Genomic DNA, 23,894 nt, shown 5'->3' on the forward strand with positions numbered 1-23,894 from the left:
GAAGATCTTCGGGTCTTCCTTTTTCTTCGAAAATTTTTTAAGAGAGAAAAAATGAAAGCATTTAACAAAAAAATTATGTTTGGTGTATTCAGCGGTCTTGTGATGTCATTGAGCCATGCTGCTGAAGTCGAAAGTGCAAATACGCAAGAAATCCATTTTCCTGAAATCAAAGACAGCTATTTAAAACAAGTGAACCGTTATGAATATGACGATGTCGCACGTTTAGACAAGGGATTAACCAAAGATCAGATTCGCCATATTTTGGGAAATCCTCAATTCTCTGAAGGTCTTTTTGCGGTTAAGACATGGAATTATGTATTGGATATTCGTGAGCCTAACTCAAACCAATATAAGCGTTGCCAATTACGCATAGATTTTGATAAGCAATACCGTTCAGACAATCTATATTGGAAAGGTGAACAATGCCAAGGCTTAATGGCTTGGGGGATTAATAATCAGTCTGAGACTGAGCAAACGACTCTAGCACCTGGTGGGCAGTCTGCAAGTGTTTTGTTTTATTTTGATCATGCGGATAAAAATGGTGTAAAGAACGCTGAAGTGATTCGTAAAATCGCAGATCAGATTAAACAATCTGATGCGAATAGCCCTGTTTTTGTGGCTGGATATACTGATCGTTTAGGATCATTTCAGTATAACCAACGTTTATCTGCCCAAAGAGCGAATACAGTCGTTGAACTCTTGAAGCAACAAGGCATTCGTGGCGAGCAAATTCAGTACAGTGCTGAAAATAAAACAGATGTGTACCAAAAGTGCGCAGGGATCAATAAAAAGATCCAACTGGTTGAATGTCTAGCACCTAACCGTCGTGTGAATATCACGTGGTAAGTCTTATTTATTCAATCTAATTTTGGATAATCCAAACAAAAAACGATATGTGTTCCACATTATCGTTTTTTGTTTTTTGAGCAGGTGTTGATTAAAAAATCAAGGAGCTGATGAGATTGCAAAAATTTCCAATTAATTTAAAACAATAAAGTACGCAAATGATGAAAAAACAGTTGTGTTAATGATTGGCTTGGGGTTTACCTTTCTGGCACAAGCATTTGATAAAAAAGTAATGATATTTCGATTATCAATATTTGAGCTTCTATGAATAGAGATCTTTTATAAAATTAAATTTAGTGATTATTGTTAAATGATAAATATTATTTATTAAAAAATAAAAAATTATTCATAGAAGTTTTGTGTCTAATCTGGCGTGTTAGCGTTATATTAAATATCAATATTCATTTATCTCTAAACCCTGTTGAAATATAAGTAAACACGTCTTGTTTAAAAAAAGATCATACTCAAGGTCATTGGTTCTACGTTAACTTATAGTATGATGTGTACATATTTCGACTGATTTATTGCTATATCAGTTTTATTTAGCCAGAGTGAATCTGATTCATTTCAAGCTCAAACAATGTTGGAAATACAAATGCCTGACTATCGTTCAAAAACATCGACACATGGAAGAAATATGGCTGGTGCACGTGGCTTATGGCGTGCAACAGGAATGAAAGATGAAGATTTCGGTAAGCCGATTATTGCGGTAGTCAACTCATTTACCCAGTTTGTGCCTGGTCATGTCCACCTTAAAGATTTAGGTCAACTGGTTGCGGAACAAATCCAAGCAGCTGGTGGTGTGGCAAAAGAATTTAATACCATTGCCGTGGATGATGGTATCGCAATGGGGCATGATGGCATGCTGTATTCATTGCCTTCACGTGATTTGATTGCAGACTCTGTCGAATATATGGTCAATGCACACTGCGCAGATGCCATGGTGTGTATTTCAAACTGTGACAAAATTACCCCAGGGATGTTAATGGCAGCGATGCGCTTAAACATTCCAGTGGTGTTTGTGTCGGGTGGACCAATGGAAGCGGGTAAAGTTAAAATCCGTGGTACAGAACGTGCAATTGACTTAGTTGATGCGATGGTGGTTGCAGCCGATGATAATTTTACAGATGAAGAAGTAAAAGAATACGAGCGTTCAGCATGCCCAACATGTGGTTCATGTTCAGGTATGTTCACAGCAAATTCGATGAACTGTTTGACAGAAGCATTGGGGTTGTCGTTACCAGGAAATGGTTCAACATTAGCAACGCATGCTAACCGTAAGAAACTATTCGAAAAAGCAGGTCAATTGGTTGTTGAATTGGCAAAACGCCATTATGAACAAGATGATTACACGGTATTACCACGTTCGATCGCAACCAAAGCATCTTATGAAAATGCCATGACGCTCGATATTGCGATGGGTGGTTCAACCAATACCGTATTGCATTTATTGGCTGCTGCCAGTGAAGCAGGTGTTGACTTTACCATGGATGACATTGATCGTTTATCGCGTAAAGTGCCTGTATTATGTAAAGTTGCTCCTGCAAAGCAGGATGTGCATATGGAAGATGTGCATCGTGCCGGTGGCATCATGTCCATTCTCGGTGAATTGGATCGTGCAGGTTTATTAGATACATCGGTACACACTGTGCATGAGCACACCTTAAAAGATGCATTGGATAAATGGGATATTATTCGTACAGAAGACCCAGTGGTATATGAGTTCTTCCGCTCAGCGCCAGGTGGTGTTCCAACTCAAACAGCATTCTCACAAAATCGCTATTACCAGACTTTGGATGGCAATCGTGAAACAGGTGTGATTCGTAATGCTGAACATGCTTTCTCTAAAGATGGTGGCTTGGCAGTATTGTATGGCAACATTGCTGTAGATGGGTGTATTGTTAAAACAGCAGGTGTTGATGATTCAATTTTAAAATTTAATGGAACTGCACGAGTATTTGAAAGCCAAGATGCTGCAGTAGATTCAATTTTAGGACATGAAATTAAGGCTGGTGATGTGGTTGTGATCCGTTATGAAGGACCACGTGGTGGACCGGGTATGCAGGAAATGCTTTATCCGACCAGTTATTTAAAATCAAAAGGCTTAGGTAAAGAATGTGCTTTACTGACAGATGGACGTTTCTCTGGAGGTTCTTCTGGCCTTTCAATTGGTCATGTATCACCTGAAGCTGCTGAAGGTGGTGTGATTGGATTGGTTGAAGATGGTGATTTGATTGAAATTGATATTCCAAATCGTACCATCAATCTTGCTGTGGATGAGGCGACCTTAGCTGCTCGACGTAAGCTTCAAGATGAAAAAGGGTGGCAGCCTGCTGAGCAACGTCCGCGCAAGATTTCAAAAGCCTTGAAAGCTTATGCTATGCATACCACCAGCGCTTCAAAAGGTGCAGTGCGTGAAATCTAAGCGCTAAAATAAAATAGATCATTAGTTTGAGCTAAAAAGCATCCATAAATGGGTGCTTTTTTATTGGATTGACCTAATGGTTTAAATTTTATCAGGTTTTGGGATATTGATCATTCAGAACCGAATTGTTATAAATTTGCTTATGACTGATCAGCATCAATTTTTTCAGCATCTTCATTGAATGAATGGTATGCTTGAGCGAGTTTCAGTCAGTTTTCTCTCATTTATTTAGTGCTTATTTTGAGGCTCTTCCCATGTCACTGCTACGCCGTTGGTTTGATCCAATCCGATCGAGTTGGTTTTACCAAAAACCGGTTCGCCAAGAGGTGTTATCTACGGAACAAGGGCTGAGTATCTATCTGCGTTTAGATGATGTGTATAGTTATCTTGCGGTACAACAATTAACGCAATTGGATGATATTTTAGCTGATGATTTAAAACCCTTGAAGGTGATTATTTCCAATACATCGGCAGAACCCCCCAATGGGATGACGGTAGAAGAATGGCGCAATTATTGTTTAGAAGATGCCAAAATCTTAGCCAACCAACACCGTTTTAGTTATGATGATGAAAAACCAGAACAACCCTCTCCAGAAGCATTAAAACAAGCAGAAATCATTCTGAGAAATACACCGCTTACAGGTCAGAACTTTCTTTATTTACTCGAAGACGTCTTTCATATGCTGTGGCAACAACAGTATGGAAAATTACGAACGTTGTTTGTTATGGCGAGTCAGCACCAAAAACCACAAAATTTCCCTGAACGCATTTTTAGTCATACCCCTATTTTAGAAAGCTATTTTGAATTTGGTGGGCGAAAGTATCATGCGGTGGATGATTTATTGCGTTTGACTCGCCGTCTAAAACAACAAAAATTATTGACGGGTAATCCGATTTTCTTAATCAATCACATCGAATGGCGTGAGCATTTGATGAGTGATGCAGAAGAGCTTGCTGAAATCCAGTCCATGCACCCAGAACTCGATTTATATATTGCTTTAGAAGACCCAATCAGCTGGTTATTGCTGGCTTATATTAAAGAAGAACTTGCTAATTATTATAATATTCAATTGAATTTGTATCCGTTGAGCTATCACGGTCGAGATGCTTTTGACTGGAGTTTGGCAACACGTCTTTCCAAGCGTTCTGAAGTGAAATTTACACCATTTTGTCGTCCAACGGCTGAAAGCACTTTAAATATGGCACGGCTATATTACAGTGTGCCCGAAGAACAGCGCGTAGATGTCATGTATGACATATTGCAAGCTGTGTGGACCAAAGGGCGTGATTTGTCCTTTAAACCTCACTTGCAGCAAATCCAGCAAGACTTAGCAATCGAAAAATTAACAGAGATTGACGTTGAAGCTTTATTAAAAGTGAATGATCAGCAATGCGCTGAAAAGCATCAGCCCGATTTTCCAGTTTTAGAATTGCGTATTGAAGGAAAGCGTTACGTATTTAATAGTCTATATCGCGTTTGGATGATTGAAAGTATTTTTAGTAATGTGTTAGAACATAAATATAAAACTGAAAATGCGTTAGAACGAGCTCAACACATGAGCGAAGCACAGGATGTAGAAAAAACCAATGATCAAAAAAGAGAAGTGTGAATCTTTAGAACAAGTCCGTGATCGAATTGATCACTTGGATCAAGAATTGATTGAATTAATTGCAGCACGCCAATATTATGTGGATCAAGCGGTTCGATTTAAACGTACAGCGGAAGATGTACAGTCACCAGAACGTGTACAGCAGGTGATTAATAAAGTACGTCAAAAAGCCATTGATGTTGGAACGAATCCTGATTTGATCGAAATGCTTTATCGGGAAATGATTCAGCATTTTATTCAGCGAGAATTAAAAGAAATTCGCCCATAATTGTGCAAGAATTTTAAGTTTTATATTTCATCATTTATTTTACTTTAGAGAACGGTATGAAAAAAATTATTTTAATCTGCATAACAACAATGTTGAGTCAGTATGCACTTGCGGAAAATTGGAAATTAATTATTAAAGATCCAGATGGAAGCTTTTATTTAGATACGGATCGCCTCGTGAAAAAAGGCAAAACAGTCGATTATTGGGCAAAGTTTGTTGCTGATGCCGATAATGAAGAGCTCGAAATGAAAAAAGGTGACTATACTTTATCGCATAATTTAGACCATTGTGTAGAGCGCACGACCAGCATTAGTTTAGTCGAAGATTACTTAAAAAATGGTGAATTGATTAACCGAGATGATCAAGCTTCTGATCCTAGCACGGTGGATGATGATGAAATCAATTTGGCTTTCTTTCAATCAGTCTGTAAATAATCATAGAAAATCTGGATTCATTTTAACTTTTCAGTATATTTGAAAAAAATCCCTTTTTTAAAAAGGGATTTTTTTATGAATCAATATCCAAAAAAATTAATGGATCTAAGCAAGGCAATATTCTTTAGAGTGTGTAATTAAATTCCCCAATCTAGCTCTGTTTGGGTAATTTTATTGATCACGGTTTGATATTCAAATCTTTTACATGCACACCACAACTGCATGAACTCTGTACCAAAATATTGTTTAAAAACAGCATTTTTTTCGAACAACTGCAATGCTTCAAGCTGATGGGTCGGTAAGAAATGTGGTGTATCGATGCCCTGCAATTGTGGGCTAGGTTTGGGTAAGTCGAGTGGGGTATGTAGCCCATGGAGTATACCGACCAATAGGGTTGCGACACAAAGATATGGATTGACATCTGCCCCTGCAACACGATATTCAAGCCGTTGATTGTCTTGATCTGCACAGGGGATGCGAATGGCAACATTACGATTATTCAATCCCCAATTTGCTTGTAGCGGTACATGATGCCCAAATTGGAATCTTCGAAAGGAATTGACATTGGGTGCCAAAATCGCCATGGATGCAGGCATCAAATCAATTAAACCTGCAATGACTTTTTGCATGATCAGGTTCGGTTTTTTAGCTGCATCTAATTGAAAGATATTTTCTTGCCATTGGTTGAGTAGACTCATATGAAAGTGCATACCACTGCCTGCTTTGGACATATTCGGTTTTGCCATAAAACTGGCTTGCAAATGGTGCTCTACAGCAATTTGTCGAATCATGCGTTTAATTGCCATGATCTCATCACAGAGTTTTAAAATATTGTGGCTATGCTGAATATTCAGTTCAAATTGTCCAGAAGCACTTTCAGCCACAATTGCGGTGAGCTCGATATTTTGGCGCTTTGCTTCAAGCTCAATGTGTTGAAGAATACGATGAAAATCATGTGGTGTATCTACATCGAAACATTGGGTTTGATGGGCTTGATTATCTTGTTGTTGATTTGATAAATAAAACTCGATTTCACCTGCCATGACAGGAAAGTAATGCATTTGGTGCAGTGTAGTTAAGATTTTTTTGAGTAGATTACGCGGTTCTAACATACAGTCTGAGCCATCATCCGACTGCATACTTAATAACAGTTGAGCATGTTGGGTGGGCTGATCTGCACAAGGTTTTAAACTGCCTAAAACGGGTATACATAAGCGGTCAGGCTCTCCGATATATTTGCCTAAACCGCTTTCTTCCACCACCTGACCATTTAAATTCATTGCATAAATCGACAGTGGGAAATAACAACCTTTGTACAGTGAGTGGAGTGCATTCACCTCAATACGTTTCCCACGAATATGCCCATTCAAATCATGTAAGCAAATATCAATAAAACGTGTTTCTGGATAACTTTCTAAGTATCGTTGCGTTTCGAGATAAAAATCATTGTTGTCCTGATGCTCACATAATAATGCTGTGGGGAAAATTTTTGTAGAACTGGCAATCGGCATATTCATGGTCAATACATCCAAAATGGGATGGAAAAAGTATAGAAAGCTTGGGTTGAGCAGTAACGTAAAATGATCGTAAATTCTTTGTCTGAGAAAAAGTCTGTCCGTGAGGATAGAGCCTCAATATTTAATTGAGGCTCTATCCTAAAAACAGTGATATTTCAAATCTACAGATTGGCGTAGCATGACCTCAGCATAGAGAGGTATAGCGACATGATGGGATTTGTCATAGGTGTGTTTGCAATTGCAGGGATGATTAAGGGAACGATTGGGCTAGGTTTACCTGCGGTATCGATGGGTTTATTGAGTTTAGTCATCAGCCCATTCCAAGCTGCGACACTGCTGATTATTCCTTCAATGGTCACCAATTTTTGGCAATTATTTGCTGAGGGCAATGTGTGGCGATTGGTGTGTCGTTTTTATCCTTTGTTATTGGGGATTATTGTTGGCTCGATCTGGAGCATTTTCCCGACCTTAGGGCATTCTCATGGTAGCTTTCATAGTGAGGCACTGTTAGGCGCAATGTTGGCTTTGTATGGGCTTTACGGCTTATTTGCCAAGCGAATGCCAAATCTTGCTCCACATGAAAAATGGCTTTCTCCAATCATTGGATATTTAGGCGGTGCTTTGACTGTTGCAACAGGTGTTGTAGTGATTCCAGTTGTACCTTATTTGCAATCTTTGCATTTAAAGCGTGATGATTTGGTACAGTCTTTAGGTTTAGCTTTTACTGTTTCAACAATATGCCTTGCCGTTTTCCTACATCAGAATCCTGTTGAAGATACCCCGATTGACTATAAATTATCACTGATTGCGTTGATTCCATCATTACTCGGCATGTGGGTGGGGACAAAAATTCGTCATCGAATTCCAGAGCAAAAATTCCGTAAAGTTTTCTTTTGTGGTTTGGTGATTTTTGGATTGTATTCTGTATTACATCAATTTGGCGTGCTGTAAGTGTCTTTTCCAATGACTTTTTGAGCTGCCGAGCTCAACATGCACTCGTTCAATTTAAGGCTGAGGCATCTCATCCAAAATCAGTTTAGTTTTTTGTGAAATTAAAAATTGCACAAAATGTTGGTAGGCTGTAGGAAGCTCATCAAAATTTTGTGCAGCCAATTGTAATTGGCGCTTTGCCCATTCGCCCACCAATTCGATTTGATGAAATGGATAATGCTGATTTAACCGGATTGCAGCACGCTTTGGCATAATTGCAATCCCGACGCCGTTAGCGACCACCTGAGCAATTGCGGCAAAATTTGGTAATCTCAAACGATACTGAATGGCACAATTAAGTAATTTTGCTTGATTTTCAATAGATTGTTGGAGTGAGTGATATTGCATTAAACCCACAAATGGATAATTCATCGCATCAATCAACTTGAGTTGTTGCTGTTGCCCAAGCTCATGATTGGCTGGACAAATCAGCACCAATGGATCATCTGAAAACTCGAGTGTTTGCAACTGATGGTGATTAAAAAAGCTTGAAATTAAGCCTAATTTCGCATTACCTTTTTCAATTGTTTGAATAATTTCATTGCTTTCTGCTTCTCGTAGATCAATCTGGATCTGTGGATTTTCAACTAAATATTGAGGTAAAAGTAGCGGTAAATATTCACTTTGCGCAGACGAATTACACCATAAGGTCATATGGTTACTGAGTCCCTGTGTATAGGGTGACATGGCTTGTTCAAGCTGTTTAGCTTGTTGGATCAACCTTAAAGCTTGTTCTGCAAAAGTTTGCCCTGCGATGGTCAGTTTGACACCTGAGGCGTGGCGAGTAAAAAGGCGAGTTGTATAGTGTTGTTCAAGTTTTTTAATGCGTTCACTTGCTGCTTGCAATGAAATAGACGAACGTTCAGCACCTTTGGTCAGGCTTCCTGTGTCCACGATATTGATAAAGAGTTGCAAATCGAAGAAGTCTAGGCGCATGCGAATCATGAAAGGCTGAAATAAGATGAAAGTATAGCTGAATCATCATACAAATATACGCTATCGTAGCGATTGTTTCTGGAATCAATCAGGCGAGATTTTAATTGAAACAATGATAGCGTGATCACGATCGTATTGGATGAGAGTGTCGAGATATTTTAAATGATTGTCATGGTGAATACAGGTGCTTTAAGACCTCCATTGAATTATATTGATCATTATTTTATTTGCTCTGTCCTCGCCCAAAACGCAATCCATTGATGAAATATCAACAGACCTTAGAATAGATAAAAAATCTTAGAGAGCAAAAACAGTGAAAACGATTGGTTTATTGGGTGGGATGAGTTGGGAGTCTACAGATTTATACTACCAACAGTTGAATAAAAGCGTGCAACAAAAATTAGGAAAATTACACTCTGCGAAAGTCGTTTTAATCAGTGTTGATTTTGCTGAAATCGAAATATTACAGCGCCAAGGCTTATGGGAGGATGCAGGAATATATTTAAAAGAGAAGGCCGTTCAGTTGGAGCAAGCAGGGGCAGAGGGCATTTTACTGTGTACCAATACCATGCATAAAGTTGCGTCCTATATTGAGCACTCGATTTCTATTCCTTTCATTCACATTGCGGATGCGACAGCGAAAGAAATTTTAAATCAGAACATTCGCAAAGTCGGTTTGTTAGGTACTCGATTTACCATGGAACAAGATTTCTATAAGCAGCGGTTGGAACAGCAAGGCATCAATGTACTCATACCTCACCAAGCGCATCGAAAGATTGTTCACGATATTATTTATGATGAATTGTGTTTAGGCGTGATTAATGAACTATCTCGTCAGAAATATATCCAAATTGTTGAGCAACTCATATTAGAGGGTGCAGAAGGAATTATTTTGGGGTGTACAGAAATTTGTATGCTGATTGGAGACACTCCGTTTTCTGTTCCACTATTTGATACAACATCGATCCATACACAAGCTGCTGTGGATTTTGCTTTGTCGTGAGCTTTTAAAACGCAGTATGGGTATCAATAAAAAAGCTCCAGATGGAGCTTTAATATTGCTATCAGCAAAGGCTTACATGATTTTCACACCTTGCTGACCCGCAGGGGTAACTTTGAAGATTTCAACTTCAAAGGTAATATTTTTACCTGCAAGTGGATGGTTAAAATCGACTTCGGTGATGTCTTCACCTACAGTTTTAACCACACCAAATAGGCTTTGTTTGGCTTTATCTTCAAACTCAATCATATGTCCTTCTACAGGACGCTGTTCGAATTTTACCGTATCAAACTTTTGTACGTTTTCAGGATTCCACGGACCGAAAGCATCTTCAGGAGGTAAGCTGACAGTACGACGGTCACCAGCACGCAGACCAAATAAGGCTTTTTCAAACCCCGGTAATAAGCTGCCATCACCTATAACTAAACTGACAGGTTCTTCACGGCTACGGGTATTATCAATTTCAACACCACTTTCAATCGCAACAGAAAAGTGCAGTTCTACTTTTGATCCATCCGCAATACGTGTTTCGTCATTGGGATTAATAATTTGTTCAGTCATTTTGCGCTTCCGCACGTTGAATACGATGCTTTTCTAAAAAGAAGGTATCAATTAACAATAAAATGGTACCGAGGGTAATCGCACTGTCTGCAATATTGAATGCAGGAAAACTACTTCCTTGATAATGCAAATGAATAAAATCAACCACATAACCCAGTGTCATACGATCAATCAAATTGCCTAATGCACCACCAAGAATCAATGCGATTGCAGCAGGTAAAATCAGTGTTGTTTTTGGCATACGCATCAGCCAAAAAATAAAGACGATAGAGACGATACCCGCCAGTCCCGTAAATAAATAATGTTGCCATCCACCTGCATCGGACAAGAAGCTAAATGCTGCGCCGTAATTATGCAGTAATGTCCAGTTCAAAAAAGGCAGTACAGGTACAGGCTGAGCATAAGTCAAATGTGTACTTGCAATGTTTTTTGTCCATTGGTCAATGATAATGGCAAGGACAGACAGTCCAAGCCACATCAAATTATGAGGATAAAACTGGAATAAGCCCTTTTTATTTTGCGGATTAGGCATATTTTCTCTCTTCGCCTTGACCTGTAGGAAGGTTGATAATACAACGAGAACATAGACCTGGATGTTCAAGATGTGTATTTACATCTGGAAGTACATGCCAGCAACGTGCACATTTCTCACCTTCAGCCGCCGAAACCTTAACTCGTAAGCCTTCAATATCCGTTGCTTCACCTTGTTCAGCATAATCATAAACAATGGCTTGTGAGGTAATTAAGACAAAACGAAGTTCATCACCCAATTGGTTCAATACTTTTTGTAGATCCGCATTTGCCCAAAGTTCAACCTTAGCTGACAGGTTACTACCAATCAGTTTCACATTACGCGCAGCTTCAATCTGTTTATTGACCGCAGATTTAACTTCAATCAAAGTCTGCCAATCCGCTTCAGAGATCAAGTTGCTATTGGATGCAACTGGAATATCATACCAATTTGCAGTAAATACATATTTTTCAGTTTGTTCTGGAATCAACGGCCAAGCTTCTTGTGCAGTAAAGCTCAAGATAGGGCTCATCCAACGAACAAAGGCTTGAACCAAATGATACAACGCAGTTTGTGCTGAATGGCGAGCTGCTGAATCAGCCTTGGTGGTGTATTGACGGTCTTTGATGATGTCTAAATAGAATCCACCCAAGTCATTGATACAGAAATTCGTCAAAGCATTGGTCACGACATGGAAATTCATATCTTCATAAGCTTGTTGAATGGTTTTCTGTACATCAGCTGCACGTTGTAAGATGTATTGATCAAGGGCAATCAATTGATCAACTGGCAAGGCATCTGTTGATGGTTTAAACCCATTTAAGTTTGCCAACAAGAAACGCAAAGTATTACGAATACGACGATAGCTATCACTTACACGGCTAAAGATTTCATTACTTGCCGCAATTTCATAACGATAGTCACTTGAAGCAACATATAGACGTAAGCCATCTGCACCTAACTGTTTGATGATGTCTTCAAGCGGGATAAAGTTACCCAATGATTTTGATAATTTACGACCTTTTTCGTCTACTGTGAAACCATGGGTCAACAACGCTTTATAAGGCGCACGTTTATGAATCGCAATCGACGTTAACAATGAAGACTGGAACCAACCACGATGTTGATCTGAGCCTTCAAGGTATAGATCTGCTGGGTCTTCAAGTTCTGCACGTTCACGTAACACAGCATAATGGGTTGTGCCTGAGTCGAACCAGACATCCAAAGTATCACGGACTGCATTGTACTGTTCAGCATCATCACCGATAAATTCTTTGGCTTCACGGTTATACCAACCATCAATCCCTTCTTTTTCAATCAGTTTTGCAACTTCTTCAATTAATTCAGGAGTACGAGGGTGTAATTCATTGGTATCTTTGTGTACAAAGAATGGGATTGGCACACCCCAAGTACGCTGACGAGAAATACACCAGTCTGGGCGACCTTCGATCATAGATTTGATCCGGTTTTTACCCCAATCAGGGACAAAACCGATGTCATTTTCGATGGCATTTAAAGCATCTTGACGTAGACCATTTGCATCCATGCTGATAAACCATTGAGGCGTTGCACGGAAGATAATCGGTGTTTTATGACGCCAGCAATGTGGGTAGCTGTGCTTAATTGGCAGATGCGCCCATAATTTACCGATACTTGATAAAGTCTCGATGATTTTTGGATTTGCCTTATAGATGTGTTCACCAGCAAAAAGCGGTGAGGTTGGTAAGTAGACACCATTTCCACCTACAGGGTTTTCTACTTTTAAGTTATAGCTTAGACCTACTTTATAGTCGTCTACACCATGTCCAGGCGCTGTATGTACAGCACCAGTACCACTGGTCGCAATAACATGCTCGCCTAAGATGACAGGCACTTGGCGATCAGTAATCAATGGATGTTGTAGTTGTAAATTCTCAAGTTTTGCACCAACAAAATCAGCCAATACTTTTGGATTTTCAAGCTTGTAACGTTCACATGCAGACTCAACCAAATCTTTGGCTAAGATGAGGTTTTGAGTACCACGTTCAGATTGTACTTCAACCAATTGATAGTCGATTTCAGCATGCAGTGCCACCGCCTGGTTGGCAGGCAATGTCCAAGGTGTTGTGGTCCAGATCACGATATCGGTTGGATGAGTAACAGTCAGTCCAATTTTTTCAGATAAGTCAGTCAGGCTGACCACACCAAAGCCGACATCAATTGCATCCGATTTTTTATCTTCGTATTCAACTTCTGCTTCAGCCAGTGAAGAACCACAGTCCATACACCAGTTCACAGGTTTTAAACCCGGTTCAATATGACCTGCTTTGGCGATTTCACCCAAGGCACGGACAATGTCGGCTTCTTGCTTAAAATTCATGGTGAGGTATGGATTATCCCAGTCACCAAACACACCCATACGGATGAAGTCTTTTTTCTGTAATTCGACTTGAGTATAAGCGTATTCACGACAAGCTTTACGGAAGGTTGAAGCATCAACTTTCACGCCCACTTTGCCGACTTTTTCTTCAACTTTTAATTCGATTGGCAAACCATGACAGTCCCAGCCCGGAACATAGGGTGCATCCATACCATCTAAAGTACGGCTTTTTACAATAATATCTTTTAAGACTTTATTGACCACATGACCTAAATGCAATGAACCATTTGCATACGGAGGACCATCATGCAAAATATATTTTTTCTTACCAATACGCGAAGCACGAATCTGCTGATAAATGTTGTCGGCATACCACTCTTCTAACCATTTTGCTTCACGTACTGCGAGATTTGCTTTCATTGCAAATTCAGTACCTGGTAGGTTTAGCGTGGCTTTATAATCCACTGCATTTTCAGAAGTTTGCTTATCGCTCATGCAAGTTGTCATCCAATATTATCAGCACCATTGCTGACGCGTTTTACAATAAAAAATTAAGTTTAAAAAGGAAATTTGGGGGTGTTTTTACGAAACTCAAGCAATCGTTCGACATCATCATCAATCCCCGCCTGAAGCGCTTCAAGAGATGGGTAATTTAATTCACCATGTAAATAGTCGAGGAAAGTGACTCGCATCAACAGACCATACAGATTAGCAGAAACATCAGGAAAATGTACTTCTAATCGCCATTCTGGGTGCTCTTGCTTAATTGCAGGGCGTGTGCCTACATGACCCGCACCATATAAAGCATCGGTGTGATAGCCAAGGATGCCTTTTTTATCTGGGGATTCCGCTTTAACCTTTTCTGTTAAAGAGGTCGTTTCACAAATCACTTCTACGCCATAGATACCACTTAAACAAGGTCTATGACGCCCAACACGGACATTAATGGTGGGGAAGTTTAAGGTGCGACCAATTTGATCACCGTATTGCACACGGCCAATCATGCTATAGGGACGACCCAATAATTTTGCAGCAAGTGAGAGATCACCTGCATGAAGCACTTGGCGAATACGAGTTGAACTCACGCGTTCACCATTAAACTCAACCGTTTTTAAATTCGTGACATCAAAACCGTATTGTTTTAAAAATTCGCTATTTCCTTGACGGTCTTTACCAAAATGAAAGTCGTCACCCAAGATCAAGCTTTGAGCATTGAGTTTGTTTTTTAATAAATCAGCGAAGTTTTCGGCACTTAAACTGCGAAATTGATTATCAAATTTGGCAATCGCAATATAGTCGACACCCAACTCAGTGAGATATTCGACTTTTTCTCTCAGTGAAGAGATGCGAGAGGGCGCTTCATAACCTTTGAAAAACTCTAAAGGTTGAGGCTCAAAGATCATCACCAAGGTTTTTAAGTTGTGTGTTTTTGCAACGTCTTTCAGTTGCGAAACCATGGCTTGATGTCCCAAATGGACACCATCAAAATTGCCAATCGTCACTGCGGTTTGGGGCAATTGGAAATTTGGTGCTAAGGCATTTAGACGTAACAGCTGCATGGTTTCAAAATAAGCTTAAAATTTGAAAGGACTATATATTGCCATAATCTCACAGTTTCGTCTTGTTGTTGTGTTTTTATCCAGAAAAAAAATATTGAGAATAATTTTTTATATCAGTTAAATTGATTCATTTTATGAAAATAAATCAATTTTATTTATTAAAAAGTGCTTTTATAATCAATTTATCTGCTGAAATGAGGATGAAGCGATGAAAAAGCCATTTTACCAACTCGAACAAACCCGAGATGTGATCCGACAGTTTACGCCAAATTGGTTCACCATGACCATGGGGACAGGCGTTGTGGCACTCATTTTACCTGAATTTCCATTTGCTCAAGATTTTTTGTGGCAATTGGCAACCTTGCTGTGGCAATTTAACATACTGGTATTTATCACATTTATGACGCTCTATGTTCTGCGCTGGCTGATTTATCCTCAAGAAGCGAAGCAGATCTTTTCCCATCCTGCGATGGCACTTTTTTTAGGTGCAATTCCAATGGGTTTGGCAACGATTTTAAATGGCTTTTTAAAATATGGCATTGCAATATACGGTGATGCTGCAATCCAAATCGCACAACTGTTATGGTTTGTTGATGTCATTTTGGCGGTAGGGATTGGGATTCTTGTACCATTTTGTATGTTCCATAAACAAGAGCATCAATTGCACACAATGACTGCAATGTGGTTGTTGCCGATTGTCGCCTGTGAGGTTGCAGCAACCTCAGGTGGTTTGTTGTTAGCGCATATGGAAGCGAGTCAGCAGGCTATCGGTATTTTATTCGCCAGTTATATGCTGTGGGGGATGTCTGTATTGCCAGCGTTTGGGATCCTGACGATTTTGATGTTGCGTCTGGCATTACATAAATTACCAAGCAAAGAATTGGCAATCACAGGTTGGTTGGCTTTAGGACCAATTGGTACTGGCGCATTGGCACTCTTGGTTTTAGGTGCTCAAGCACCTCAAGTTTTGACTTTGATCCACTTAGAAAGCCTCGGTGTGTTCTTTCAAAACGCAGGTATTGTCGCAAGTTTTATGTTACTGGGTTTTGGTGTGTGGTGGTTTGCAATAGCTGTTTTAACCACATTGAAGCACGCTGCGACAGAATTACCTTTTAACTTAGGTTGGTGGGGATTAACCTTTCCATTGGGCGTCTTTACTTTAGCGATATTGAATGTAGGGCATCAGTTACAGGTTAATTTTATTGTCGATACAGGTTTAGCATTTGCTGCAATTCTCATGATGCTTTGGCTAATGGTTATGGTCAAAACCTTACAAGGTATTTATCAAGGCAATTTGTTTTTTTCACCTTGTTTAAAAGCATGGTTGGAGCGAGAGCAAGCTTAAAAATGATGAGTTGACATAGACATAGCAATAGATAAAAAAATTAGATTTTTTTAGCAAAACCAAGCCGTACAGGATATAAAAAAACAGTACGGCTTTTTTAATGCTAAGCCGTTTGATATAAATCAGATCTTATGATTTTCTATTCAATCACTCCGTTATATCGACATCTCTCATGATTCAATCTGAATTTGAACCTGTTTTAATGCAAGTGATAAACGTCTTTTGCACCGAATTTCCGACTGAACTGCATAGTGTGTATGTCTATGGAAGTGTGGCAAAGGGCACAGCTGTTATTGGACAGTCTGATCTCGATTTATGTGTGGTCTTTGTTCAGCCAGTCGATGATGTAGAACGAAAAATTTCGCAGATTAAGTCGGATATTATGGCTTTAACCAGCTTTTTTTCTAAAGTTGATGTTGATATTGGCGTATTACAAGATGTTTTAAACGAAAACAATCGAAAAAGTTGGGGAGCATGGATCAAATTCTTTTGCCATCCTCTTTATGGAGAGAATTTATCCAGACAGTTTGAAAATGTTGAAATTGATCGAAGTGTGATTCTCGCGATCAATCAGGGATATGATCAAGAGATACAACATTATTTCGAGATGTTGGCGACTACGCGGCTCGACTTACAAGACAGCGTCAATTTAAAAAAATCTGTATTGAAAAGAATCATTCGCTTATTGCCACTGACATGGCTTGAGATCGAACAATGGCCTGTAAATTTAGAAAATACTGTACTGCAAGCTCTCCAGAAATATCCAGAACAAAAGCCAATGTTTGAATATCTGTTAAAAGAACTGGAAAATCCTGATGTACTCAGTCGTGATTGTTTGGATCAAGTGCAAGAAATTTATTTTTGGGTCTGTCGTCATATAAAATAGAAATAAAAAAAGCAGCCTTTCGACTGCTTTAAATATCTTCAATTAATTATTCTGATTTATCGTTTAAACTAAAGAACCAGTTGAGAATCAGTGCCGCAAAGGTTGCAGTACCAATACCACCGAGATTGAAATCACCAAATTGAAGGGCAAAGTCACCTGTACCCAAAATAATGGTCACAGCAGCCACCATCAGATTTTTATTTTTGGAAAAATCGACTTTGTTTTCAATCCAGATTTTTGCGCCCGCAATGGTAATTAAACCAAACACCACAATCGAAGCACCGGTTAAAATCGCAGTTGGGATAGTATGGATAATTGCACCAAACTTTGGTGAAAAGCCTAAGAAAATGGCAAAAACACCCGCAATGACAAAAATAATGGTCGAATAAACACGGGTGACCGCCATCACACCAATATTTTCGCCGTAAGTGGTCATGCCCGGAGCACCCACACCACCTGAAAGTGTGGTTGCAATACCATCAGCAACAAACGCTTTACCAATTTGAGGGTCTAAATTTTCTCCAGTCATGGCACTAACAGCTTTGATATGACCTAAGTTTTCTGCAACAAGAATTAAAGCGATCGGAGCAATGATCAACATGGCATTGATATCAAAAACAGGCGAGTGGAATGTGGGAGTACCAAACCAAGCTGCTTGTTGAATTGGGGTAAAATTGATTGGTGTACCATTCCCCATCACATTGGCAACAATGAAATAGATCAAATAAGCCAACAATAAACCAACCAATAGCAGTAAACGTTGTAATAAACCTTTTGTGAATACAGCAATTGAGCCCATACAAAGTACAGTCACCAACGCCATCCACATATTAAAGTCATTGCCTGCAACCCCTTTTACTGTAACTGGTGCAAGGTTTAAACCGATAATCATGACAACAGCACCTGTAACCACAGGAGGCATCAGCTTTTCTATCCATTTGGTCCCTGTTGCCATCACAATCAAACCAAAGATTGCATACAACACGCCACACGCCATAATACCGCCTGCTGCATGAGCAATATTTAAATTTGGTGTACCCGTGCCAGAAGCAGCATAACCTGTTGCAGCGATGACGACACCAATAAAGGCGAAGCTTGAACCCAAGTAACTTGGGACACGACCACCCGTTACAATAAAAAATAGGATCGTACAGATCCCTGACATCAAAATAGCCAGGTTCGGGTCAAAGCCCATTAAGAAAGGTGCAAGTACAGTTGCACCAAACATTGCAAAAGCATGTTGAATCCCTAAAACAATGCTTTGTGCAGGAGGTAAATACTCATTGGTACCGACAGGTCTTGCATCAATGCTGCCAGAATACGGACGCCATTTGGGGAACCAGTTGGACATAAATTGAGCACTCGAAAGACAAATTGGACACATCATACGCTTTCTTTTCGAGAGTTTTAATCATTTTAGTCAAACTAAACGCTTGCATTTATTAGGGAAAAAGATTGTTTTGTACCATTTGGTCAAATAATTAAGCGATGTTACTGCGTAAAATCAAAGTATTAAAAAAATTTAGTATTAAAAAAAATAAAAAATTAGATGCTTTTTGATTGATTAAAAAAAGTGATTGGTCACTTAAAATATTTGAATCAGTTGGCATTTTTATAAAACTTAGGAGAATGACAAATGTCATTCTCCTAAGCGGGATGTAACAAGCAATGAGATGTTCAGTAAATTAACCTGTGTTTCGTAAACCCGCCGCAATTCCAGCAATACTCACCATGAGTGCATGATCTACAGGGGTATGTTCAGCTTGAAATTCAGCCAAATAAGCACGACGACGTTTCATGAGTTCAGCTTGCAATAAGTGTAAAGGCAACAGATATGGTTTGCGTACTTTCATTGCTTGATCAAGCACTTCATTGGAACTGAGAAGCGCTGACTCGCCTTTCATGGCTAAAAGTGTTTGAACAGCATCATGGAGACGTTGACGTAATTCAGCACCGAGCACTTTTAAATCTTCATCATCTGTTAAATGAGATTCGTAATACAGGGCAATATTTGAGTCCGCTTTAGACAGCACCATTTCCAGCATATCAATTAAGGTTTGGAAATAAGGCCATTCAGACAGCATTTCATCCAAAACAGCTTTCTGACCTTGATCAATCACTTGATTGATGGCTGCCCCTGTACCCAACCAAGCCGGAAGCATCAAACGAATTTGTGTCCAAGCGAAAACCCAAGGAATAGCACGTAAGGATTCAATTCCTCCACTGACTTTACGCTTCGCAGGGCGTGAGCCAAGCGGCAACATTTGTAACTCAAGTTCTGGGGTAACGGTACGTAAATATTTTACAAAATGAGGATTTTCACGCACGGTCTGACGATACACTTGAACAGACAAGTCGGTCATGTTGTGCATCAAATCTCGCCATGCTTGTTTGGGTACAGGTGGCGGTAATAAGGTTGCCTCTAATGTCGCAGCAGCATAAATTTCTAAATTTTGTAAGGCGATTTCTTCCAAACCAAATTTAAAGCGAATCATTTCACCTTGTTCAGTTACTCGGATTGCACCAGAAATTGAGCCAGGTGGTTGAGAAAATAGTGCCTGTTGAGTAGGCGCACCACCACGACTGATGGAGCCGCCACGACCATGGAACAAGGTCAATTGTACGCCGTGTTGTTTTGCAATCGCAGTTAACTCTTCTTGGGCACGATACTGAGCCCAATTTGCCGACATAAAGCCTGCATCTTTGGCAGAGTCAGAGTAACCAATCATCACCTCATGTTTGCCTTGAATATGCTGTTTATACCAATGCATATTGAATAAGGTTGTCATGGTACTTGCAGCACCATCTAAATCCTTCAAGGTTTCAAATAATGGCACTACACGTAAGGGATGTTCAATTCCCGCTTCTTTTTGAAGTAACAGTACCGCCAATACATCACTCGGATATTCAGCCATCGAAATGATATAAGCACCTAAACTTTCTTTAGGCTGCTCTGCCAAAGTACGCATCGTAGCAAAGACTTCTTGAACATCAGGATGTTCAATCAGGCTATTGGCTGGCTCGTTTAAGTGTTTTGGTAATAATGGGCGCTTACTTTGTAATTCTTGCAATAAGAAGTTTTGGCGAGCTTGTTCAGTCCATGTCTCAAAATTACCCAAACCAAGATATTCGGTAATTGCGGAGATGGCTTGACGGTGACGACCTGATTCTTGACGAATGTCCAGCTTTAATAATTCAATTCCAAAACAATTGACACGATAGATAAAGTCGAGCAATTTCCCATTGGCAATTTCTGGCAAATTACATGCCATGAGCGAACGATAGCAAAGCAATAGTGGCTGTAATAATTCATCTTTATGACGAATGATTAAACTGCGGTCAACGTCCGAGTGCTGTCCACGTAATTTATCTGCCAACCACTGACGGGTAGCTTTCAAGCGCTCACGTGTTGCACGTAAATATTCACGATATGGCTCTGGATGGCTATAGCCTAAAGCTTGATGTAATTCATTGGAATACGCCTCAATTGAAAGCTCCCAACGCAAATCTTCTATATCACGAAGATATAAATCAGCGGCTTTCCAGCGAGATAACCATAAAACTTCTTGTGTAATATTATGTGTGACATTCGGGTTTCCATCACGGTCGCCTCCCATCCACGATGCAAAGCGAATTGGTGAAATGTCCAAAGGTAAGGCTTGAGCACAGTTGCCTTGAACAAGGTCATCCAACTCACGGATAAATTTGGGTACTGCATTCCACAGCGTTTGCTCAATGGTGGTGAAGCCCCACTTTGCTTCATCAATCGGCGTAGGACGATGTTGACGAATCTCATCCGTTTGCCATGCTGAACAAATCAGTTGTTTTAAATCAGTCAACACCTCAGCACGTTGTTTAGGCGTGAGTTTTTGCTGATCAAATGTTGAAAGACAGTGATTAATCCCATCATATTTTTGAATTAAAGTACGACGACTGACCTCAGTTGGATGTGCGGTGAGTACCAATTCGATTTTCAATTCACAGATTTGCTGATAAAGCGTTTCAGCCGAAATTTGCTGATCTTTAAACTTGCTAAATAAATGATCGAGAACATTGGGTGATGGGGCATGTTCATCACATTCACTTTGGCGACGACTACGCACCACATGATATTGTTCTGCGATATTGGCAAAATTTAGAAAGTGTGAGAATGCACGGGTCAGAGGCAGAATTTCATCATCTTTTAAATTTAAAAATAATTGTTCAAGTTGTTTTTCTGCTTCAATTTGACCATCACGGGCGCCTTTGCCTAAAGCGCGAATCTGTTCAATTTGATTAAACAAATCTTGTCCTGCATGTTCTTTTAAGGTTTCACCTAAAAGATTTCCGAGTAAGCGTACATCTTCACGCAGTGGAGCATCAATTTGTTGAACCATTTGTCACTCTCCAGTTCTTGTTATCTTGAATATAACGTGATTCCATCACAATCCAAGGGACTCCCTACAAAAGTATGTAAGTGACTGTGCAAGAAGTCGACTTTGATTTGTTTTTCGTTCGGTTGTATTGACACTTTTTGGGTCAATTTGCCTATGACACCTTCGAGTATGCCTGAAACAGCAATTGCACATTATTTAGTTTTTTAATAACACCATCACGGTTTATATTTCAGCATAAATAAATCAATGCTTTCTTTGATGATTTGCTGCTTTTCTTGGTCTGTTGGCGTTGGGCGAATTCCCAACAAGACCTCATGATGACGAACACCAAGCAATAATGACAAAATTAAATTGGTCTGTTTTTCGATCTGGTCTGCTTGAATGAATTGTAGGTTCGTGGCTTGTTGAAAAAAGTCTTGCCATACCGAACACATTCTCTGATGAGACGAATTATAGAATTGTAGCGCTAAAGGGTTCTTTTCTGCGGCAAGTTCCAATAGTAAATGATCTAATTTAATAGCTTCAGGCAAATTAATCACATTCATAGCCAATTCACAGGCTTGAAAAAAATGTGCATAAAAATCACTTTCAGCATTGAGACGCAATGGTCGGGCATTAATTGACTGTTCGCAAGTTTCTTCAATGGCACAGCTAAATAAAGTTTCTTTATCTTGAAAATGGTTATATACGGTCAGTTTTGTCACACCTGCTTCTTTGGCAATCTGGTTCATACTGGAACCGTGATAGCCAAGCTTTAGAAACAGTTTTTTTGCTGCTTCTACAATGTGTTTACGTTTTTCTAAGTCCTTTGGACGGCCAACTGTTGTTTGCACAATAATTCCCAAAAAAACAAAATTAGGTCAATTACTCAAAACATGATTCACAATTATTGTACCATGCAGTATATTAATTAAAAAATGAGCAACAAACGGGCTTTTGACATTTCATCAATGACTTGTGTCGTTCAGTAAAACTAAGCGGGCAAAGCGTGAAACCTAGAAAATTACTTTTTCAGTTTCGGCATGCTGGCTAAGATTATTTTAACGCCAACCTGCGCAAGAACAAAGTATGGTTTTGTTTGTTTTGCAAGGTGCTAGATGAATCGTCACATGGTCTCAATATCTCATTCTCATTTACCTGAAAAGAGCATTTAAATAAGAGCCTTGCCTATGCGTAGTATAAAGTTAGTGATCACGAGCCTATTGGTATCGTGTAGTGTCATTCTGGTGGGATGTAGTAAGCCAGCGCCTGAAGTGGAACAGATTCCCTTGGTGATGGTTGCCCAACCGCTGACTTCCCAAGAAGATCAGAAAAGCTATGCAGGCGATGTACAGGCACGGCAGCAAACTGCGTTAGCCTTTCGAGTTGCTGGACAGATCACTGCACGTTATGTCGAGGTTGGCGACCGCGTTAAAGTTGGGCAGGTTTTGGCCAAGCTAGATGTCAAAGATGCCGAATTACAATTGAACTCTGCAAAAGCACAACTTGAAAGTGCTCAATCCGCTGCGAAAGTTGCAGCAGATGAGTTTAAACGTTTTCAACAATTATTACCCATCAATGCCGTCAGTCGTTCCCAATACGATAGTGTTAAAAATCAATATGACGCAGCACAGGCAAGCCTTAAACAAGCACAATCCAACTATGATGTCAGTGCCAATCAGACAGGTTATAACCAACTGATTGCCAATAAAAATGGGGTCATTACCCAACGTAATATTGAAATTGGACAAGTGGTTTCGGCTGGGCAAGCGATTTATCAATTGGCGATTGATGGTGATCGTGAGGTGGTTATCGGGGTTCCTGAACAGGCGATTTCTGAAATTAAAGTTGGACAAAGCGCATGGATTACCTTGTGGTCAAAGCCTGAAGATAAATTTGCAGCCTATGTCCGTGAGATTTCTCCTGCCGCAGATCAATCGCGGACATTTACAGTGAAAGTGGCTTTAAAAGAAGCACAGTCGGTCATTCAACTGGGGCAAAGCGCACGTGTGTTTTTCAATCAAAATGTTCAAAATATTTTGAGTGTACCGCTGAGCAGTGTCTCAGCCAATAATAATCAAGCATATATTTGGGTGGTTAATCCTGATCAGACTATTCGTAAAGTCTCTGTGACTTTAGGACCTTACGGGCGTGACAATGTCACGGTATTGAGTGGTTTAAATGCGGGGCAATGGGTGGTGGTCGGCGGTGTTCACTTACTCCGTGACAAGCAAAAAATTAAACCAATAGATCGTGAAAATCGTGCTGTAACTATCCAAAAAGGGGCATGAT

Annotated in this window: 19 protein-coding genes; 10 read left to right on the top strand and 9 right to left on the bottom strand. The window is 39.8% G+C overall.

The annotated features are described in order from the left end of the window. Positions 1-51: 51 nt before the first annotated feature. The 5 genes from tpgA (at position 52) to TOL5_RS00200 (ending at position 5,583) form a co-directional block, all read left to right on the top strand. The gene (gene tpgA, locus TOL5_RS00180; RefSeq protein WP_009585404.1) at positions 52-846 is read left to right on the top strand and encodes a trimeric autotransporter adhesin/peptidogylcan-associated protein TpgA; all 795 of its coding nucleotides are present in this window, start codon (positions 52-54) and stop codon (positions 844-846) included. A gap of 595 nt (positions 847-1,441) precedes the next feature. Beyond that, on the top strand, positions 1,442-3,271 hold the full coding sequence (ilvD, locus tag TOL5_RS00185; RefSeq protein WP_004825762.1) for a dihydroxy-acid dehydratase: 1,830 nt from the start codon (positions 1,442-1,444) through the stop codon (positions 3,269-3,271). A 254-nt stretch (positions 3,272-3,525) separates the two neighbouring features. After that, positions 3,526-4,881, top strand: a complete 1,356-nt coding sequence (locus TOL5_RS00190) for a hypothetical protein (protein ID WP_121774683.1) — start codon at positions 3,526-3,528, stop codon at positions 4,879-4,881. Further along, entirely contained in the window at positions 4,859-5,149 is a 291-nt protein-coding gene (locus TOL5_RS00195; RefSeq protein ID WP_004825764.1) for a chorismate mutase, read from the top strand. Before TOL5_RS00190 ends, TOL5_RS00195 begins: the two co-directional genes overlap by 23 nt. Before the next feature lie 56 nt (positions 5,150-5,205). Beyond that, positions 5,206-5,583, top strand: coding sequence for a surface-adhesin E family protein (locus TOL5_RS00200; protein WP_005034942.1), 378 nt, complete (start codon positions 5,206-5,208; stop codon positions 5,581-5,583). 137 nt (positions 5,584-5,720) lie between these two features. On the opposite strand, the gene TOL5_RS00205 is transcribed toward TOL5_RS00200, so the two are convergent. Next, positions 5,721-7,100, bottom strand: a complete 1,380-nt coding sequence (locus TOL5_RS00205; protein ID WP_046760228.1) for a glutamine synthetase family protein — start codon at positions 7,098-7,100, stop codon at positions 5,721-5,723. Positions 7,101-7,307: 207 nt separating this feature from the next. Here TOL5_RS00205 and TOL5_RS00210 point away from each other — a divergent pair, with 207 nt between their 5' ends. Next, entirely contained in the window at positions 7,308-8,051 is a 744-nt protein-coding gene (locus tag TOL5_RS00210) for a sulfite exporter TauE/SafE family protein (RefSeq protein WP_004825767.1), read from the top strand. Positions 8,052-8,105: 54 nt separating this feature from the next. On the opposite strand, the gene TOL5_RS00215 is transcribed toward TOL5_RS00210, so the two are convergent. Continuing rightward, positions 8,106-9,026: a LysR family transcriptional regulator gene (locus TOL5_RS00215; RefSeq protein WP_046760230.1), complete on the bottom strand. Its 921-nt coding sequence runs from the start codon at positions 9,024-9,026 to the stop codon at positions 8,106-8,108. 313 nt (positions 9,027-9,339) lie between these two features. Between TOL5_RS00215 and TOL5_RS00220 the strand changes: the two genes are divergently transcribed. Continuing rightward, positions 9,340-10,029: an aspartate/glutamate racemase family protein gene (locus TOL5_RS00220; RefSeq protein WP_005034947.1), complete on the top strand. Its 690-nt coding sequence runs from the start codon at positions 9,340-9,342 to the stop codon at positions 10,027-10,029. Between the two features lie 72 nt (positions 10,030-10,101). Here the strand turns inward: TOL5_RS00220 and TOL5_RS00225 are convergent, their stop codons facing one another. From TOL5_RS00225 to ribF, 4 genes are all read right to left on the bottom strand, one after another. Next, entirely contained in the window at positions 10,102-10,587 is a 486-nt protein-coding gene (locus TOL5_RS00225) for an FKBP-type peptidyl-prolyl cis-trans isomerase (protein ID WP_100886207.1), read from the bottom strand. Continuing rightward, complete coding sequence (gene lspA, locus TOL5_RS00230; protein ID WP_004825774.1) at positions 10,580-11,119, bottom strand: signal peptidase II; 540 nt, start codon at positions 11,117-11,119, stop codon at positions 10,580-10,582. Before lspA ends, TOL5_RS00225 begins: the two co-directional genes overlap by 8 nt. After that, positions 11,112-13,952, bottom strand: a complete 2,841-nt coding sequence (gene ileS, locus TOL5_RS00235) for an isoleucine--tRNA ligase (protein WP_004825775.1) — start codon at positions 13,950-13,952, stop codon at positions 11,112-11,114. Before ileS ends, lspA begins: the two co-directional genes overlap by 8 nt. 62 nt (positions 13,953-14,014) lie before the next feature. After that, positions 14,015-15,016: a riboflavin biosynthesis protein RibF gene (ribF, locus tag TOL5_RS00240; protein ID WP_009585409.1), complete on the bottom strand. Its 1,002-nt coding sequence runs from the start codon at positions 15,014-15,016 to the stop codon at positions 14,015-14,017. Positions 15,017-15,224: 208 nt separating this feature from the next. On the opposite strand from ribF, the gene TOL5_RS00245 reads away from it, so the two are divergent. Continuing rightward, complete coding sequence (locus TOL5_RS00245; protein ID WP_058967408.1) at positions 15,225-16,361, top strand: TDT family transporter; 1,137 nt, start codon at positions 15,225-15,227, stop codon at positions 16,359-16,361. A 172-nt stretch (positions 16,362-16,533) separates the two neighbouring features. After that, positions 16,534-17,247, top strand: coding sequence for a nucleotidyltransferase family protein (locus TOL5_RS00250; protein WP_100886204.1), 714 nt, complete (start codon positions 16,534-16,536; stop codon positions 17,245-17,247). A 46-nt stretch (positions 17,248-17,293) separates the two neighbouring features. Here the strand turns inward: TOL5_RS00250 and TOL5_RS00255 are convergent, their stop codons facing one another. The 3 genes from TOL5_RS00255 to TOL5_RS00265 all read right to left on the bottom strand — a co-directional run bounded on the left by TOL5_RS00255 (position 17,294) and on the right by TOL5_RS00265 (position 22,456). After that, the gene (locus tag TOL5_RS00255) at positions 17,294-18,598 is read right to left on the bottom strand and encodes a solute carrier family 23 protein (RefSeq protein WP_004825782.1); all 1,305 of its coding nucleotides are present in this window, start codon (positions 18,596-18,598) and stop codon (positions 17,294-17,296) included. A 334-nt stretch (positions 18,599-18,932) separates the two neighbouring features. Beyond that, positions 18,933-21,623: a phosphoenolpyruvate carboxylase gene (gene ppc / locus TOL5_RS00260; RefSeq protein WP_046760225.1), complete on the bottom strand. Its 2,691-nt coding sequence runs from the start codon at positions 21,621-21,623 to the stop codon at positions 18,933-18,935. A gap of 215 nt (positions 21,624-21,838) precedes the next feature. Further along, on the bottom strand, positions 21,839-22,456 hold the full coding sequence (locus TOL5_RS00265) for a TetR/AcrR family transcriptional regulator (RefSeq protein WP_046760224.1): 618 nt from the start codon (positions 22,454-22,456) through the stop codon (positions 21,839-21,841). A 336-nt stretch (positions 22,457-22,792) separates the two neighbouring features. Between TOL5_RS00265 and TOL5_RS00270 the strand changes: the two genes are divergently transcribed. Further along, positions 22,793-23,893, top strand: a complete 1,101-nt coding sequence (locus tag TOL5_RS00270) for an efflux RND transporter periplasmic adaptor subunit (RefSeq protein ID WP_042087759.1) — start codon at positions 22,793-22,795, stop codon at positions 23,891-23,893. The last annotated feature ends 1 nt before the right edge of the window (position 23,894 follow it).

Origin of the sequence: Acinetobacter sp. Tol 5 (genome assembly GCF_019702905.1) — a bacterium.
GTDB lineage: Bacteria > Pseudomonadota > Gammaproteobacteria > Pseudomonadales > Moraxellaceae > Acinetobacter > Acinetobacter bereziniae.

What these genes read in the sequence shown, in the direction of transcription:
- tpgA (WP_009585404.1), top strand. Translation starts at nt 52, where the DNA reads ATGAAAGCATTTAACAAAAAAATTATGTTTGGTGTATTCAGCGGTCTT.
- ilvD (WP_004825762.1), top strand. Translation starts at nt 1,442, where the DNA reads ATGCCTGACTATCGTTCAAAAACATCGACACATGGAAGAAATATGGCT.
- TOL5_RS00190 (WP_121774683.1), top strand. Translation starts at nt 3,526, where the DNA reads ATGTCACTGCTACGCCGTTGGTTTGATCCAATCCGATCGAGTTGGTTT.
- TOL5_RS00195 (WP_004825764.1), top strand. Translation starts at nt 4,859, where the DNA reads ATGATCAAAAAAGAGAAGTGTGAATCTTTAGAACAAGTCCGTGATCGA.
- TOL5_RS00200 (WP_005034942.1), top strand. Translation starts at nt 5,206, where the DNA reads ATGAAAAAAATTATTTTAATCTGCATAACAACAATGTTGAGTCAGTAT.
- TOL5_RS00205 (WP_046760228.1), bottom strand. Translation starts at nt 7,100, where the DNA reads ATGAATATGCCGATTGCCAGTTCTACAAAAATTTTCCCCACAGCATTA.
- TOL5_RS00210 (WP_004825767.1), top strand. Translation starts at nt 7,308, where the DNA reads ATGATGGGATTTGTCATAGGTGTGTTTGCAATTGCAGGGATGATTAAG.
- TOL5_RS00215 (WP_046760230.1), bottom strand. Translation starts at nt 9,026, where the DNA reads ATGCGCCTAGACTTCTTCGATTTGCAACTCTTTATCAATATCGTGGAC.
- TOL5_RS00225 (WP_100886207.1), bottom strand. Translation starts at nt 10,587, where the DNA reads ATGACTGAACAAATTATTAATCCCAATGACGAAACACGTATTGCGGAT.
- lspA (WP_004825774.1), bottom strand. Translation starts at nt 11,119, where the DNA reads ATGCCTAATCCGCAAAATAAAAAGGGCTTATTCCAGTTTTATCCTCAT.
- ileS (WP_004825775.1), bottom strand. Translation starts at nt 13,952, where the DNA reads ATGAGCGATAAGCAAACTTCTGAAAATGCAGTGGATTATAAAGCCACG.
- ribF (WP_009585409.1), bottom strand. Translation starts at nt 15,016, where the DNA reads ATGCAGCTGTTACGTCTAAATGCCTTAGCACCAAATTTCCAATTGCCC.
- TOL5_RS00245 (WP_058967408.1), top strand. Translation starts at nt 15,225, where the DNA reads ATGAAAAAGCCATTTTACCAACTCGAACAAACCCGAGATGTGATCCGA.
- TOL5_RS00250 (WP_100886204.1), top strand. Translation starts at nt 16,534, where the DNA reads ATGATTCAATCTGAATTTGAACCTGTTTTAATGCAAGTGATAAACGTC.
- TOL5_RS00255 (WP_004825782.1), bottom strand. Translation starts at nt 18,598, where the DNA reads ATGTCCAACTGGTTCCCCAAATGGCGTCCGTATTCTGGCAGCATTGAT.
- ppc (WP_046760225.1), bottom strand. Translation starts at nt 21,623, where the DNA reads ATGGTTCAACAAATTGATGCTCCACTGCGTGAAGATGTACGCTTACTC.
- TOL5_RS00270 (WP_042087759.1), top strand. Translation starts at nt 22,793, where the DNA reads ATGCGTAGTATAAAGTTAGTGATCACGAGCCTATTGGTATCGTGTAGT.